Origin of the sequence: Mesorhizobium sp. IMUNJ 23232, assembly GCF_044326205.1 — a bacterium.
In the GTDB taxonomy this organism is placed as follows: Bacteria; Pseudomonadota; Alphaproteobacteria; order Rhizobiales; family Rhizobiaceae; genus Kumtagia.
Genome location: NZ_JBIRCY010000005.1, coordinates 64490 through 79307 on the forward strand (window position 1 = coordinate 64490; position 14818 = coordinate 79307).

Annotated in this window: 14 protein-coding genes; 7 read left to right on the forward strand and 7 right to left on the reverse strand. The window is 63.1% G+C overall.

The annotated features are described in order from the left end of the window. Window positions 1-107 precede the first annotated feature (107 nt). Entirely contained in the window at window positions 108-734 is a 627-nt protein-coding gene (locus ACH196_RS05135) for an MOSC domain-containing protein (RefSeq protein WP_396645496.1), read from the forward strand. Window positions 735-754: 20 nt separating this feature from the next. Here the strand turns inward: ACH196_RS05135 and ACH196_RS05140 are convergent, their stop codons facing one another. Continuing rightward, entirely contained in the window at window positions 755-1594 is an 840-nt protein-coding gene (locus ACH196_RS05140; RefSeq protein ID WP_396645498.1) for an SDR family oxidoreductase, read from the reverse strand. Between the two features lie 141 nt (window positions 1595-1735). Between ACH196_RS05140 and ACH196_RS05145 the strand changes: the two genes are divergently transcribed. After that, window positions 1736-2317, forward strand: a complete 582-nt coding sequence (locus ACH196_RS05145) for a TetR/AcrR family transcriptional regulator (protein WP_396645500.1) — start codon at window positions 1736-1738, stop codon at window positions 2315-2317. Window positions 2318-2397: 80 nt separating this feature from the next. On the opposite strand, the gene ACH196_RS05150 is transcribed toward ACH196_RS05145, so the two are convergent. Together ACH196_RS05150 and tsaA are read right to left on the reverse strand one after the other, a co-directional pair. Further along, window positions 2398-2706, reverse strand: coding sequence for a DUF2293 domain-containing protein (locus ACH196_RS05150; RefSeq protein WP_396645502.1), 309 nt, complete (start codon window positions 2704-2706; stop codon window positions 2398-2400). Continuing rightward, window positions 2706-3230: a tRNA (N6-threonylcarbamoyladenosine(37)-N6)-methyltransferase TrmO gene (gene tsaA / locus ACH196_RS05155; protein WP_396645504.1), complete on the reverse strand. Its 525-nt coding sequence runs from the start codon at window positions 3228-3230 to the stop codon at window positions 2706-2708. Before tsaA ends, ACH196_RS05150 begins: the two co-directional genes overlap by 1 nt. 118 nt (window positions 3231-3348) lie before the next feature. Between tsaA and ACH196_RS05160 the strand changes: the two genes are divergently transcribed. Together ACH196_RS05160 and metF are read left to right on the forward strand one after the other, a co-directional pair. After that, complete coding sequence (locus ACH196_RS05160; RefSeq protein ID WP_396645506.1) at window positions 3349-4347, forward strand: ArsR/SmtB family transcription factor; 999 nt, start codon at window positions 3349-3351, stop codon at window positions 4345-4347. After that, on the forward strand, window positions 4347-5276 hold the full coding sequence (gene metF, locus ACH196_RS05165; protein ID WP_396645508.1) for a methylenetetrahydrofolate reductase [NAD(P)H]: 930 nt from the start codon (window positions 4347-4349) through the stop codon (window positions 5274-5276). Before ACH196_RS05160 ends, metF begins: the two co-directional genes overlap by 1 nt. Before the next feature lie 342 nt (window positions 5277-5618). Here the strand turns inward: metF and ACH196_RS05170 are convergent, their stop codons facing one another. Beyond that, complete coding sequence (locus tag ACH196_RS05170) at window positions 5619-6566, reverse strand: DMT family transporter (protein WP_396645510.1); 948 nt, start codon at window positions 6564-6566, stop codon at window positions 5619-5621. Window positions 6567-6909: 343 nt separating this feature from the next. On the opposite strand from ACH196_RS05170, the gene ACH196_RS05175 reads away from it, so the two are divergent. Then, on the forward strand, window positions 6910-8133 hold the full coding sequence (locus tag ACH196_RS05175) for an alanine racemase (RefSeq protein WP_396645512.1): 1224 nt from the start codon (window positions 6910-6912) through the stop codon (window positions 8131-8133). A gap of 60 nt (window positions 8134-8193) precedes the next feature. Here ACH196_RS05175 and ACH196_RS05180 read toward each other — a convergent pair whose 3' ends face one another. Next, a complete protein-coding gene (locus ACH196_RS05180; RefSeq protein ID WP_396645514.1) occupies window positions 8194-8385 on the reverse strand; it encodes a hypothetical protein in 192 nt (63 codons plus the stop codon). Window positions 8386-8559: 174 nt separating this feature from the next. Here ACH196_RS05180 and glsA point away from each other — a divergent pair, with 174 nt between their 5' ends. Next, entirely contained in the window at window positions 8560-9561 is a 1002-nt protein-coding gene (glsA, locus tag ACH196_RS05185) for a glutaminase A (protein ID WP_396645516.1), read from the forward strand. 37 nt (window positions 9562-9598) lie between these two features. Next, window positions 9599-11218, forward strand: a complete 1620-nt coding sequence (locus ACH196_RS05190; protein ID WP_396645518.1) for an MFS transporter — start codon at window positions 9599-9601, stop codon at window positions 11216-11218. A 221-nt stretch (window positions 11219-11439) separates the two neighbouring features. Here ACH196_RS05190 and ACH196_RS05195 read toward each other — a convergent pair whose 3' ends face one another. Then, on the reverse strand, window positions 11440-12654 hold the full coding sequence (locus ACH196_RS05195; protein WP_396645520.1) for a lytic murein transglycosylase: 1215 nt from the start codon (window positions 12652-12654) through the stop codon (window positions 11440-11442). A gap of 268 nt (window positions 12655-12922) precedes the next feature. After that, window positions 12923-14689 (reverse strand): beta strand repeat-containing protein, encoded by a 1767-nt coding sequence (locus tag ACH196_RS05200; RefSeq protein WP_396645522.1) that lies wholly within the window; start codon window positions 14687-14689, stop codon window positions 12923-12925. Window positions 14690-14818: the final 129 nt, after the last annotated feature.

Here is a 14818-nt window from a genome sequence, read left to right on the forward strand (position 1 = left end):
GGGTCTCAAAGCAAGCTCCCCATTTACCGCCTTGATTGACCGATCAGGCTTTTTGGCTGGACGCCGCCTACCGCCGTGGGCAGATTGCGCAAAGCGAAGGAGTGCTTATGCTCGACCTGCCGATCCCGCCCACCCGCGAAGCCGGTTTCAACATCGTCCCGGCAAAGAAGCTTACCGGCCGCGTTGCCGGTCTTTATCTCGCGGCGGCGGATCATTTCGAAACTGCGGCAGTCGATGGGCTGACGCTCGGCTTCGACGGCATTCCCGGCGATTTTCACCGTGGCCCGACGCGCCGCTCCGGCAGCCGCGAGCCCTGGTATCCGCGCGGCACCGAGATGCGCAACGAACGGCAACTGTCGATCGTCGCGCCGGATGAGCTGACGCTGGTTGCCGAGCGCATGGGGCTTGCGGAAGTCCGTCCCGAATGGATCGGCGCCAACATCCTGCTCGATGGCATCCCGCATCTGTCGATGCTGCCATCAGGCACGCTGCTGTTCTTCAAGGGTGGCGTCACCGTCAAAGTGGACGCGCAGAACGGCCCGTGCCGCTATGCCGGCAAGCAGGTGGCGATGCGGGCGGGCATGGCGGACGAGGAGGCGGGCTCGCTGCTCTTTCCCAAGGCGGCGAAGCGCCTGCGCGGCCTCGTCGCCTGGGTGGAAAAGCCCGGAACGCTGACGATAGATGAGGAGGTTTCCGCCCGCGTCCCGGAGCAATGGATCTACCGGCCCGCCTGACCGACGGGCCGGCGAGGGCCTCAGCCCTTGCGGTTCTTCTTCTCGCCCTGCGCCATGTCGGCAATAAAATCCCACTTTTCCCAGAGCGCCAGGCGACTGGCGTATTCCTGGCGGATCATCGGCAGGCCGACATCGCCGAAGAAGACGCGGAGCGGCGGTTCCGCTGCGTCGACCAGCGCCAACATGGCTCTGCCGGTGGCTTCCGGGTCGCCCGGGACGACATTCGCGCGGCGCTCGAGCATGCGGGCGCGGGCGGAATCATAGACGGGATTGGGCGTCGCGCGTTTGGCCGATGGGCCGCTCCAGTCGGTCGCGAAGCCGGCCGGTTCGACCAGCGTCACGTGGATGCCGAACTCGGCCACCTCGAGGCCGAGCGCCTGGCTGAAACCTTCGAGCGCCCATTTGGAAGCATGATACATGCCGATATTGGGGAAGGCATTGACGCCGCCGATCGAGGATATCTGGATGATGTGTCCGGATTTCTGGGCGCGCATGATCGGAAGTGCTGCCTGCGTCACCCACAATGCGCCGAACACATTGGTCTCGATCTGGGTGCGGGCATCCTCCTCGCTGATTTCCTCGATGGCGCCGAACTGGCCATAGCCGGCATTGTTGATGACCACGTCGAGACGGCCGAAGCGCTTATGGGCCTCTGCTATCGCCGCGCCGGCCTCGGCTTTGTCGGTGACGTCGAGTTTCAGTGCCGCGACGCGGTCGCCGTATTTTTCGACCAGATCGGAGAGCGTTTTTGGATCGCGGGCGGTAGCGGCGACGGAATCGCCGCGCGCCAGCGCGGCTTCCGCCCACACCTTGCCAAAACCCTTGGATGATCCTGTGATGAACCAAACCTTGCTTGCCATGATTGTTTGCCTTCCTGCCCCGTGGGGCGAATAGCGGCCTCTTGCCCGCGGGCGCGGGCGGCCATAGATAAGCGGAGTGACCTCCGTTTCGGAAATATACGGAGCCTCCTCCGTTTTACCAGAGGTCGCGGGAGAAGTTTTTTGAAATCGCCCGAAAAGCGAAAGCCGCCGCGCGCCGATGCGGCACGAAACCGTGAGAGACTGCTGGATGCGACCTCGGCGCTGGTCGCCGAGAAGGCTGGGGAACTCTCGCTGGCCGCCGTCGCCGAGCGCGCCGGCGTCGGCATTGGCACGCTCTATCGGCATTTTCCGAACCGCGACGCGCTGCTTGCCGGGCTTTACCGCAACGAGGTAGCGCGGCTGAAGGCGGAGGCCGACATATTGGCGCGTGAGCTGCCGCCGCTGGAAGCACTGACGACCTGGCTGGAGCATTATGCGGCGCTGATGGCGGTGAAATATGGTTTTGCCGACGCCATGAAGTCGGCGCTGAATTCCGACGCCGAGGTGTTTTCTCAATCGCGGGTGCAGGCGGCCGGCGCGCTGTCGTCGCTGCTTGAGGCGGCGGCGGAGGCCGGCGCCGTGCGCCGCGGCATCGATCCCGAGGACGTGCTGATGGCGGTGGCCGCCACTATCTCGGCCAGCCTCAACCGTGAGGACTCGGCCGCGCGCGGCAAGCGCCTGCTCGGTCTGATTGTCGACGGGCTGCGGTTTCAGGAAGGATGAGCGCGCTTTGAGCCGAATCGGATCAGGGCAGCGGAGCGAAGCGAAGGTCGGGTGCGGTTGACGTTACAGCCTCTTCACGATCACATATCCTCATCGTCCGGATCGAGCAGCCTCGTGGCGCGCCAGCGCGTCAGCACGGCGTTGATCTGGTCGACGACGAAGAAGCGGGCGGAATCGCGGTCGTAATCGTCCTCCAGCAGCGCCTCGTAGTCGGTGTGCGCGTGGCGGACATGCGCCACCGTGGCCAGCCAGACAGCAATTGTCGGCGGCATGGTCCTCAAATGCTTTGCGCCGGCATCCGTCCTGATTTTTTCCGCATCGGCAAAAGGCGCCAGCGGCAGCAGCGCCGTCAATGCCTTGGCGATGGCTCGCTGACGGTTCGTCGACATCAGCCCTCGTCCGGATCGGCTACGGGACGGCTCTTGGCGTAGGTCGCGTCCGGAAAGGCGTCGGTCGATGCGAAATAGGGTTTCACGTCGATGACCGGCGTCTCGTCCAGCACGTCGATGCCTTCCAGCGTGAGCACGCCGGCAGCGATATCGACGCCCAGCAGTCGCGTCACATGCACTCCGACCGGGTTCGGCCGCGCGGGTGAGCGCAGGGCGAAGACGCCTTTCGAATCAGTGGCATGGCGCGGTTTCTGCACAATCAGATTCCGCGGCGCGTGATGCAGCCAGGTGAGCAGCACGACATGGCTCGCGGCGGACAGGCCTTGAAGCCCCTCCCGGAAGGCAGGCGCGATCTCGACGGTGGCGGCCTCGCCACGCTCACGCGCCTCGCGCATGTTCTTCGGGCAGTTCTCGCGTAGCACCCAGGGCGAGCGCACGGTTCCGATGAAGACCAGATGCGCATCGCCGGCCTGATCAGCCGGGTCGTCCGGAAGGGCGATCTCGCCGCCGCGTATCTCGAACATGGCCATATCTCCGTAACCGGCAAGCGGCATTTTCTTGTCCGTGAACGACATAAAGGTTGCGGTGTTTCGATTCTTCACATAAAGATATGTTTATGTCTTTTTGGCAAGTGATCGACCGATGCGCATTACCTTGGACCTGATGGTTGATATATTGAAGGCGGCCGCCGAATCCAGCCGCTTGCGCATCCTCGCTCTGATCTCGCGGGGCGACCTGACCGTTTCCGACATCACTGAAATCCTCAACCAGTCGCAGCCGCGCGTCTCCCGCCACCTCAAGCTCCTGATGGAAGCCGGGCTGGTCGAGCGCTACCAGGAGGGGTCCTGGGCGTTCTTCCGCATCTCCGACGACGAGGACGTGCGCGAATTCGTCGCCGGCATCGTCTCGCGGGTGCATGAGCGCGACGCGCTGGTCGACCGCGACCTCGAACGGCTGCATGCGGTGAAGCAGCGGCGGCAGGAGAAGGCGAGCGCCTATTTCGACCGCAATGCCGCTTCCTGGGATCAGTTGCGGACATTGCATGCACCGGATCAGGCGGTGGAAGCCGCTCTGCTGACACTCATCGGCAAGCGGCCGTTCCAGTCGATGCTGGATCTCGGCACCGGTACCGGCCGGCTGCTGGAACTGTTCGCCCCGCTCTACCGCCGCGGTGTCGGCATCGACCTGTCGCGCGAGATGCTGGCCGTCGCCCGCGCCAATCTCGACAGGGCAGGGGTGTCGCATGCGCAGGTGCGGCAGGGCGACTTGTTCGCGCCGCCGGTCGAGCGTGACAGTTTCGACCTCATCACCATGCACCAGGTTTTGCACTATCTCGAAGAACCGGGCGCCGCGATCCGCGAGGCGGCGCGGCTGCTCAGGCCGTCGGGACGGCTGGTCATCGTCGACTTCGCGCCGCATACCCTGGAATTCCTGCGCGACGAGCATGCACATCTGAGGCTCGGCTTTTCCGACCAGCAGATCGCCGAATGGTTTTCGGAGGCCGGCCTGGATGTTGAGGCCACGAAGGCATTCGAGCCGCGTTCCGCCGGGCGGGCGACGCTGACCGTAAAACTGTGGCTCGGCCGCGACCGCCGGGTCCTGATCGCCGACCAACCCGCGCTGCAGAGGGAAGCCGTCTGATGAGCCAGTTCCGTTTTTCGCGACGTCCCGACATTGGTGGCCGGGTGCGCGTGTCCTTCGAGTTCTTCCCGCCCAAGACCGACGAGATGGAGGAGAGGCTGTGGCAGACGGTCACCCGTCTGGCGCCGCTCGGGCCGAAATTCGTATCGGTCACCTATGGCGCGGGCGGTTCGACCCGCGAGCGGACCGCACGCACCGTCAAGCGCATCCTGACCGAGGCCAGCATTCCCGCTGCCGCGCACCTGACCTGCGTCGGTGCGACCAGGGACGAAGTGGATGCGGTGATCCGCCAATACCAGGGCATCGGCATCGGGCGCTTCGTGGCGTTGCGCGGCGACCCGGCGACAGGGGTCGGTAGCGTCTATCGCCCGCATCCGGGCGGCTACCAGAACGGCGCCGATCTCGTTGCCGGGCTGAAGTCTATCGCCGATTTCGACATTTCGGTCGCGGCCTATCCGGAAAAGCATCCGCAAAGCCCTGATTTCGCGACCGATATCGAGATGCTGAAGCGCAAGGTCGACAATGGCGCGACCCGCGCGATCACCCAGTTCTTCTTCGACAACGACCTTTACGAGCGCTACGTCGAGCGGGTGCGGCGCGCCGGCATCTACATCCCGATCGTGCCCGGCATCCAACCCGTGCACAGTTTCCGGCAGGTGGCGAATTTCTCGGCCAAGGCCGGTACCCATGTTCCGGCCTGGCTGGCGGAGCGGTTCGAAGGGCTGGACAACGACCCGCAGACCCATGCGCTGGTGGCTTCGGCAGTGGCCGCCGAGCAGGTGATGGACCTGATGGAGCGCGGCGTGGAAGAATTCCATTTCTACACGATGAACCGGGCGGATCTTGCCTTCGCGATCTGCCACATGATCGGGCTCAGGGCGCATGAAGCGCCTCAAACCATCGAGATCCCCGGATCGGCCGCGGCCTGACCGGCAAATCACCGCAAAAGAAAAGGCCCGCCGGCGAACGGCGGGCCTTTGTCTTTTTCGGTATCAGAGCGCGTCTGACACCCCCCAAGCTCATGCGGTCAAGGAAGAACCCCCATTATCAGGGCGCCGATAAATGCGAACGCAGCACAAATCATCAATGCGTTGATTGGCCGTGCAAGTCCCATACGATGCCTCCATGAGGTAGAGTACGAGGGCGGAGTCTAGGGGAGTTTGGGCCGCAGACAAGCGGAAACCATGCTGCATAGCGGCAGAATTATGGAAAACCCTTGGCGTGATCGGTCGTTAGCCGTTGAAAAGATTTTGCAATCCGGGCTCGTAAAATTATGGCGAAGGTTTCGGCCCGATCGCCCTGGTAGCGCTATCAAGCAGCCTGCCGTCGATCGTCACCAGCCCGAGCGCGATGACGACCATGCCCAGCATCTCGATCGGCTCCAGCCTTTCGCCGAGGAACAGCACGCCGAGCAGGACCGCGCTGGCCGGCACGATCAGGGTGACCAGCGAGGCATTGGTGGCGCCGGCCTCGGCGACGAGGCGGAAATAGAGCAGATAGGCGAAGGCGGTGGAGAGCAGCGCCAGTGACAGCACCGCCGCCCAGACCGGAGCGCTGAAGGCGAACAGACCGTCGGAGCCGTTCAGGATCAACACGATCGGGAGCATGACGACGGTCGATGCGGTCAGTTGCGCGGTGGCGACGACGGCGGGTGGAATCTTTCTGAGGCGCTTGGCGACCATCAGGGCGAAGGCATAGGACAGCGACGCGCCGATCAGCGCGAGTTTCGCCCATGTCGGTGCGCCGAGGCCGGAAAACAGGCCGGGGCCGATCATCACCGCCGTGCCGGCGATGCCGAGCAATATGCCCAACATCTTGTTCCAGGAGAGTTTTTCGTCTGTCGTCAGGTGGCTGGCCAGGAGCACCGTCCAGAATGGTGTCGTCGCGTTGAGCACCGAGGCGAGGCCAGCGCCGAGCTGCGTCTGGCCGGCAAAGATCAGCGAAAAGGGGATCACGTTGTTGAGCACGGCGAGCAGCACGAGGCCGGGCGCATAGGGCAGGGCGGCGCGAAACGAAACGCCCGTTGCCGCGAGGTAGATCTGGAGGGCGAGTGCCGCGATGGCGACGCGGAACAGCACCAGTGTCAGTGGCTGGAGTTCGGAGACGGCGATGCGGGCAAAGAAGAACGAACCGCCCCAGATGATGCCGAGCAGGACCAGCATCGCCCAGCTTTTCAATGACATAGTGGTCGATCTTGGCTGCGCCCGAACCGTGGACATTGTTCATCCTTTTGACGGCTGCGATATAATCCAGGCCGCCGAAGCCCCGCCACCCGTTTCCCGGTGCATGTCAGGGAATCGATGAGGCCAGAAGTGGGCGCGGAGCGCATCAAGTCCTCTTTTTTCAACGATTTCATAAGCTTGTGAGAAAATCGCAAGTGAGGGACTCGTTTTGACCCGACGCGGGGTGGTCGCGGACTGGAGAAACAGGCCCGAATCGGCGCCATCGGCAGGACAGGCGACCCAAGACGGCGTTCTGGAATGGCCCGAACGCCACGCGCAAACGACATTCAACTGGCGTCCAAAACGCGCTAACACTCGGCGGCCATCCCGAGGAGCCGCCATGCAAAGATTCGAAAATGCCAAGGAAGCGGCGCTGGCGCTGCGCCCAGACGATCCGGTCTATTGCTTCCGGCCGGAGGTGCTGAAGGCGGATGCAAGACAGTTCATGGGCATGTTCCCCGGCAAGACCGCCTATGCGGTCAAGACCAATGGCGAGCAACTTGTGCTGAAGACGCTGCTGGAGGCGGGGGTGACAGCTTTCGACGTCGCCTCGCCCGGCGAGTTCGCGGCGGTGCGGGCGGTCTCGCCCGATGCAGAGATGCTCTACATGCATCCGGTGAAAGCGCAGTCGGACATCCGGCTGGCGCTGGAGGAATACGGCATCCGGGTGATTTCGGTCGACCACGAGGACGAGATCACCAAGCTGACGCGGGTGGTGCGGGCCCTCGACATCGACCCCGGCCAGATCACGGTGTTCGTACGCATCCAGACGAAAGGCTCCGCGGCCTACGAGCTTTCGAAGAAATTCGGGGCCGGGCCGGCTTATGCGGTCGAACTGGCGCAGCGGCTGGACAAGACCGGCTACAAGGTCGGTCTCTGCTTTCATGTCGGCAGCCAGATCGAGGATCCCGACACCTACGACCGGGCGCTGGCCTCGGCCGACTGGGTGCGCAATAGGGTCGGTTTCCCGCTGGCGGGGCTGGATGTCGGCGGCGGTTTCCCGGCGGAATATGGCGACGATCCTTCTTCGAAGAAGCCGCCCATGCCGGCACTCGGGCAATTGATGTCGCGGCTGCGCGCCGACATCGTCGCCTGGAACTTTGGCGAGATGCCACTGGTAGCGGAGCCGGGCAGGGTTATCGTGGCGCGGGCCTTTTCGCTGATAGTGCGGGTGCTGCTCAGAAAAGGCCGGCGGCTCTATATCAATGACGGCATCTGGGCGTCGCTGTCGGATTCATGGACCGGCAAGCTGACGCTGCCGGCGCGTTTCATCCCCGATCCGGCGATCCGCTCGCGCAATGGCGACGAGAAGAACATCGTGCCGTTCAAGGTGTGCGGCGCCACCTGCGATTCCGTCGATATCCTGTCACGCCCGTTCTGGCTGCCTGAGACGATCGACACCGGCGACTGGATCGAGATCGGCCATATCGGCGCCTATTCGCTGTCGCTCCGGACGCGCTTCAACGGGTTTTATCCCGACAAGTTCGTCGAGGTGACGACGCCGTTCGAGGACGGCGACAAGCCGCAGGGGTTTGCCAGCATGGAGACGATGGCGGCGGAGTAAAGGGCAGGGGCACGCGATATAGCGGCAGAGCGGTCATTCGGCTGCCGCCACGACGATCGGTCACGGATTGCGCCGGGCCACCTTGAGCACCAACAGCACGATGCCGACCACGAGCAGCACGATGCCGGCCACCATATAACCAGTCGAGTCGGCCCTGTAGCCTGATGCCGCTAGCAGAAAGCCGATTATGACAAGCGCTATTGCGACGAGTTTATTGGTTAATAGACTGCTTCTTCCATCTAGTGCCGGCATCATCGACCTCCGTGCCACATCGAACTGCTTTCGCACTGGCGATTGGAGGATAGATTGCCTGGGCTCCGCGGTCGAGTGCCCGTTGCGGATATCGATTTGTTGAACTAGCATCGCATCCACGAGTAGAAACCTTCCATGGGCTGCATCCACCGCAGGATGCCAGGGAGGATGTGCATGGATCTGCTTGATCCCCTCGTCGATGCCGAAAACGCCTATGTCTCGACCGGGAGCCTTCCGCCATCCGATCGCGTCGCAAGGCTGGTAACGGAAGCCCATGAACGTTTCGGATCGGTTGCGCTCGGGCAGAATTCCCAAGTCTATCCGGCTCTTGCCCGGGTTCCGAGCAATCTGTTCGGTATCTGTGTGGCGGGCGCGGACGGCCGCATCTTTTCGGTCGGCGACGCAGAGCATGAATTCACCATCATGAGCGTATCGAAGCCGTTCATCTTCGCGCTGGTCTGCGATGTGATAGGTGCGACCGGCGCGCGCAAGCGGCTCGGCGTGAACGCGACGGGCTACGCATTCAATTCGCTCACCGGCATCGAACGCACTCCGGACGGGCGCACCAATCCGATGGTGAATGCCGGAGCCATCGCCACAACCAGTCTGGTGCCAGGCGAGAATGAAGAGGCGAAGTGGCGTTTCATAAATGACGGGCTGTCTCGTTTCGCCGGCCGGAAACTGTCGGTGAACGAAGAGGTCTACGCCTCGGCGACGGCCACGAATTTTCGCAATCGAAGCATTGCCTGGATGCTTGAAAGCATAGGGCGTATTTACTGCGATCCCGTCGAGGCCACGGAACTCTATACGCGGCAGTGCTCGCTGAATGTGAGTGCGAAGGATCTTGCCATAATGGGTGCGACGCTGGCGCATGGCGGCTTCAATCCCGTCACGCGCGAACAGGTGGTCAAGCCTGACGTCTGTCACTATGCATTGGCCGTGATGCTTACCGCCGGCCTGTATGAAACGTCCGGCGATTGGCTCTACGAGATCGGACTTCCAGGCAAGAGCGGCATCGGTGGCGGGATTGTCACGGTCTCGCCCGGCAAGGGAGGTCTGGGCACATTCGCTCCGCCGCTTGATGAAGCAGGCAACAGCATAAAGGGCCAGTTGGTGGCGCAGTTCCTGTCGCAGCGGCTGGGGCTCGATCTGCTCATGTCGTCGCCGGGCGGATAAAGCCTGCGATTCGATCTTAGCTAAGGGAGGCAAATCCATGGCCGCGACCACATCCGTTCCCCAAAATCATGCGGAAGAGCGAGCGTCGTGGATCCCGATGATCGCGATTGCATTCGGCCAGGCGATCATGTCCTTCAACGTGGCCTCCCTGCCCGTGGCGCTCGGGGGCATGGTTGCGAGCTTTGGTGTGCCGCCGACAACCGTCGCTACCGGTATCGTCGCCTATTCCATGATTGTCGCAGGCTTCGTCATGCTGGGCGCGAAACTCGTCCAACGGTTCGGGGCCTTGCGTGTATTCCGCCTGGCCGTGATCGTTTTCGGCTTGGCGCAGGTGCTCATGACCTTCAGCCCGACCGCGACCGCGATGATCTCCGCGCAGGCGCTGTCCGGAGCGGCCGGGGCCGTGATCGTTCCGGCACTCGTGGCGCTGATCGCCGAGAATTACCACGGCACCCAGCAGGCGACGGCATTGGGCACCCTGGGGTCGGCACGAGCGGGCGCCGGTGTCCTGGCGTTTCTGATCGGCGGTATACTTGGCACCTATATAGGCTGGCGGCCGGTCTTCGGAATTCTGATCGTCGTCTCCGCGCTCGTTCTGCTGCTCAGTTTCCGGCTCAAGCCGGATCAGGGACGTCCGGAAGTGCGAATCGATCTGGTCGGCGTGCTGCTGGCGGCATTGGCGATTGTCCTCATAAGCTTCGGCTTCAACAATCTGAACGGCTGGGGACTTGCGCTGGCACGACCGACGGCGCCGTTCAATCTGCTCGGCCTGTCGCCGGCGCCGATCATGATCGTCGTTGGAATTGTGCTCGGCCAAGGATTTCTGCTGTGGACGCGACGTCGCGAGGCCGCCGGCAGGACGCCCCTGCTGGCGCTCGAAGTGCTGGATTCGCCCCAGGAGCGTGCGGCGGTCTACACGATGTTTTCCGTCGTTGCGCTCGAGGCGGCCCTCAATTTCTCGGTGCCGCTCTACATCCAGATCGTGCAGGGCCGCTCGCCCCTGGCGACTGCCGTCGCCATGCTTCCGTTCAACCTGACCGTCTTTTTCGCAGCGATGCTGATCGTGCGCTTGTACCAGCGGTTCACGCCAAGGCAGATCGGCCGTTTCGGGTTTGTGCTCTGTACGGCGGCGCTGCTGTGGCTCGCCTTCGTGGTGCGCAACGACTGGAGTACGATCCCGGTGCTGATCGGTCTGGTGGTGTTCGGGATAGGTCAGGGGTCGCTCGTGACGTTGCTGTTCAACGTCCTGGTCACGGCCTCGCCCAAGGAACTCGCCGGAGATGTTGGATCGCTGCGCGGTACAACGAACAACCTCGCGTCCGCCGTAGGCACAGCCGTCGCCGGCGCATTGCTCGTGGGTCTGTTGAGTTCCGCGGTCATGCGGCAGCTCACTGAAAATCCGACCTTGCCGATCGATATCCAATCCCAGGTCGATCTCGACAGCGTTACCTTTGTTAGCAACGAGCGGCTCGAAGCCGTCATCGCAGCCACAACTGCTACGCCCGAACAGAAGGCCGAGGCCATTCGGATCAACACGGAGGCCAGGCTGCTGGCGCTGAAAATCGGCTTGCTGGTCATGGCCGGGCTCGCCCTTCTGGCGATACTGCCGGCTGGCCGGCTGCCCGCCTATCGGCCGGGCGAAATACCCGAGCCCTGAACAGGTAACGCGCCCTGCGTGAAGACTTCGGCGCTGCCGATCACTCCGCAATCAGATCGGGCTCGCAATGCCAGAATGATTCATCGGCCGACCTGGCCGAATGCCTGGGCTATGAGCCAGCCGAGGCGAGGAAGGCGAGCACGACCAAGAGGAAGCTGATGGCGACCGTAAATAGCTCGGCGTTCCGACGGCACCAGCCATGCAGGCGACAATCTCGCCGGCTACATCATCCCCAGCAGCGCCGGCGTCGGCCAGCCATCGACGGGGATGCCGAGCTTCATCTGCTCCTGGCGCACGGCCTCGCGCGTGTTGACGCCAAGAATGCCGTCGACGCCTCCGACGTCGTAGCCCTTGTCGGCGAGTTTCTGCTGCAGTTGTCTCATCGCGTCGCCGACGAGGCCGGGCTCGGGGTTGCGCTTGTCGTAGGGCGGGGCGCCAGCGAGGCGGGTAGCCAGAACGGCGGCGGTCAGCGTGTAGGTGGCCGACTGGTTCCACTGGAGATAGATGTCGTAATTGTCGTAGCTCAGGAAGGCCGGGCCCTTGCGGCCCATCGGCAGCACGACGCCTGCATTGAGCCCGTGGTCGAGCAGCGGCGAGCCGTCGCGGTTGGTGACGCCCCACTCGGTCCATTTCGCCACCGGCAGCTTGTTGGTGCGGCCGGTCTGATCCCAAGGCATCTCGTCGGGGACGCGGATTTCGACCAGCCAGGGCTGGCCGGCCTTCCAGCCGCGATGCTGGATTTTGTTGGCGGTGGTCATGATGACGTCCGGCGCGCTGCCGCGCAGGTCCACCTTGCCGTCGCCGTCGCCATCGATGCCGCGCAGCAGGTAGTCGGTGGGTAAAATCTGCGTCTGGCCGATCTCGCCGGCCCAGGCGCCCTTCACGTCGGCCGGCACGATGCCGCGGTCGATGAGGGTGAGCAGCGGCACCAGTTGCGGGCGGAAGAGCACCGGCCGGCGGCAGTCATGCGCCAGCGTGACTAAGGCGTTCAGCGTGTCGAAATCGCCCTGCACCGCGCCGAAATCCGTCTCCAGCGCCCAGAAGGCGGCAATCACTGGGCCGGGTACGCCATAGTTCTGTTCGGCGCGGGCGAACACGTCGGCGTATTTCTTCAGATTGGCCGCACCCTGCTTCAGCCGGTAGTCGGAGATCATGCGCGACGAGAATTCGATGAAGGTCTGGTTGAAGACGCCCTGGGCGCGGTCTCGCGCCAGCACACGCGTGTCGATGTCGGCAGAGGCAAGTGCTGCCAGCCCCGTCTCGCCGACGCCGGCAGCGCGCGCCTCGTCGGCTACGTCCTTGCGCCAGATCTCGAAGTCGATGCCGCATTCGGGCGCTGCGGCCGTCGTGGGCTCGGCGGGCGCCTGAGTCTGCGCATGGGCCGGCGCGGCGACGGACAGGGCGGAGAGAACGATGGCAGCTACGAACATCCGCATTCTGGGCGCATCCTGATGATCTGGAGACTGTCCCCAAATGGACGAGGGCGGCTTGCGAATTTTCGCCGCCCGTCGACCATACTCAGACAGACTTTTGGAGAACTCGGCGTCCTCTGCCCAAGTCTCATGGCGAAAACCGGGCGGAACGGCAAGTGCAAGTTCCGGTGAACGCCTTTTCGGTGTGACGATTCCCTGGTGCCTCGCGGGCGAAACAGCCCCTGCGCAGCGGGGCCGCGCGGCGATGATTCGCGAGGCACCAGGCAGGCGGCTACACTACAACAAAGTCGGCCGCCGTGAGTGCAGCATGGTTGGCGAGGACGGCAAACTTGACCGCCGCGAACGCGCTGCCTGAGCCATCCGCGTCGTAATAGAGGTTGCCGGTGCTTGTCTTGTAGATGATGCGGTCGCTGGCATCTATCGCGCCAGCATCGAGGTCCTTGAAGGCAGCGGCGGAGAGTGTGCCGGTCACCGTCAGTGCGGCAAATATGGCATTGTCGATCTGGATCGCATCGGCTGCGGCGTTGAAATCGGTGATGGTATCGACGTTGGTCGTGGCGTTCAGCGCGGTGTTGAAGACGAAGTTGTCGACCCCCGCCCATCCGGTCAGCGTGTCGTTTCCCGCATAGCCTCGGACGATGTCGTTGCCCTTGCCGCCGTCAATAATGTTTGCGACGCTGTTGCCGGTCAGTGTGTCGTCTCCCCCGCCGCCAGTCAGATTTTCGAAGCCGGTGAGGATGAAAATTCCCTTGCCGGTATTCACTTCCGCGGAACTCGCAAGCGAAATGACGAGGCCAGGTGTAAATGCAGCGAAGCTGACAGAGTCAAAGCCGCTACCACCGTTCATCAGGACCTTGTCGTCGACGACGTCCAGCATCGACAGCACCACGGTATCGTCCCCGCCGTATACGCTGATCGAACCGGTGCCCCCCTTGCCGAGATTGACCTTGTCGATACCGTTGTAGCCGACGATCGAGCCAACCCAGCCCGCTCCGGTGGTAACGATATTATTGCCGTGCCCGACATTCACCGAGCCGGCGCCGTCCACGCCGACCGTTACGATGTCCGTGCTGGAGTAGCCAAAGATCGCATCCACCCAGCCGACGCTGGTGACAGTATTCTTGCCGCTGCCGAGATTGACGGAGCCGGCGCCGCCGGCCCCGATGTCGACAGTGTCTATTCCTTCCCGCGTCACCACCGAGTCGACGTAGCCGGCGCCGGTCTTGACGACATGATTGCCAGTGCCGAGGGCGATGCTGCCGACGAAGCCCGTGCCGGTGATCGAGACCGTGTCGTCCCCGTCGAAGGCGACGATGGCATTCACCGTGCCGTTGCCGACGGTGACCGTGTTGTTGCCGTCGCTGACGCGGATCAGTTCCATGTTGCCGTTGCCGACATTGACGGTGTCGTCGCCCGCGTTGGTATCGACGACGCCCACCCATCCGGTGCCCCCGATTACCGTATCGTTGCCGCCGCTCATGGCGATGGCCTCGACGTTGCCGGCCCCAAGAGTGACCTTGTCATCGCCATCGCCCATGCCGATAAGACTGATGTTGCCGGCTCCGGTGGTAAGAGTGTCGTTGCCGTTGCCGCCGAGCACCGAATTGACAAATCCGCCGCCGGTCTTGATCACGTCGTTGCCGTCACGTCCGTCGATCGTCGTGAAGCTGCCCGAACCGACGGTGATCGTGTCGATGCCTTGCCCACCCTGGATGAAGTCGACGCTCGTCTGATTGAGCGTGATCTTGCTGCCGCCGGTGTTGCCGTTCGCCACCAGCAATTCGATATGGCGGTCGGCTGCGGGCGTGGCAGTATCGGTGATGATCACCTTGATGTTGGCCTGACCGTTGAACCGAATTGTGCTCATGTCCCATGAGCCGCTGAGGTTGACGGTGGCCGTATAGGTGCTGCCCGTGTCGCCGGACCAGACATCGACGTAGCCGAGCCAAGCGTTATCCCAGGAATAAACGTCGCCCCCAATGGTGAAATTGTTGACGCCGTCAAGATTAAAGCTGACGTTACTATGGATCGTCGACATTCCCCTCTCCCACGATTCTTTTGTTTCGCTTATGCGGTGGCAGGAAACGACATTGGAAGCCAGAACCTGCTTCCGCAGTATATTCATATTACCTTAGCCCGGCGGGAGCAACAGGATTGCGATTGTCGC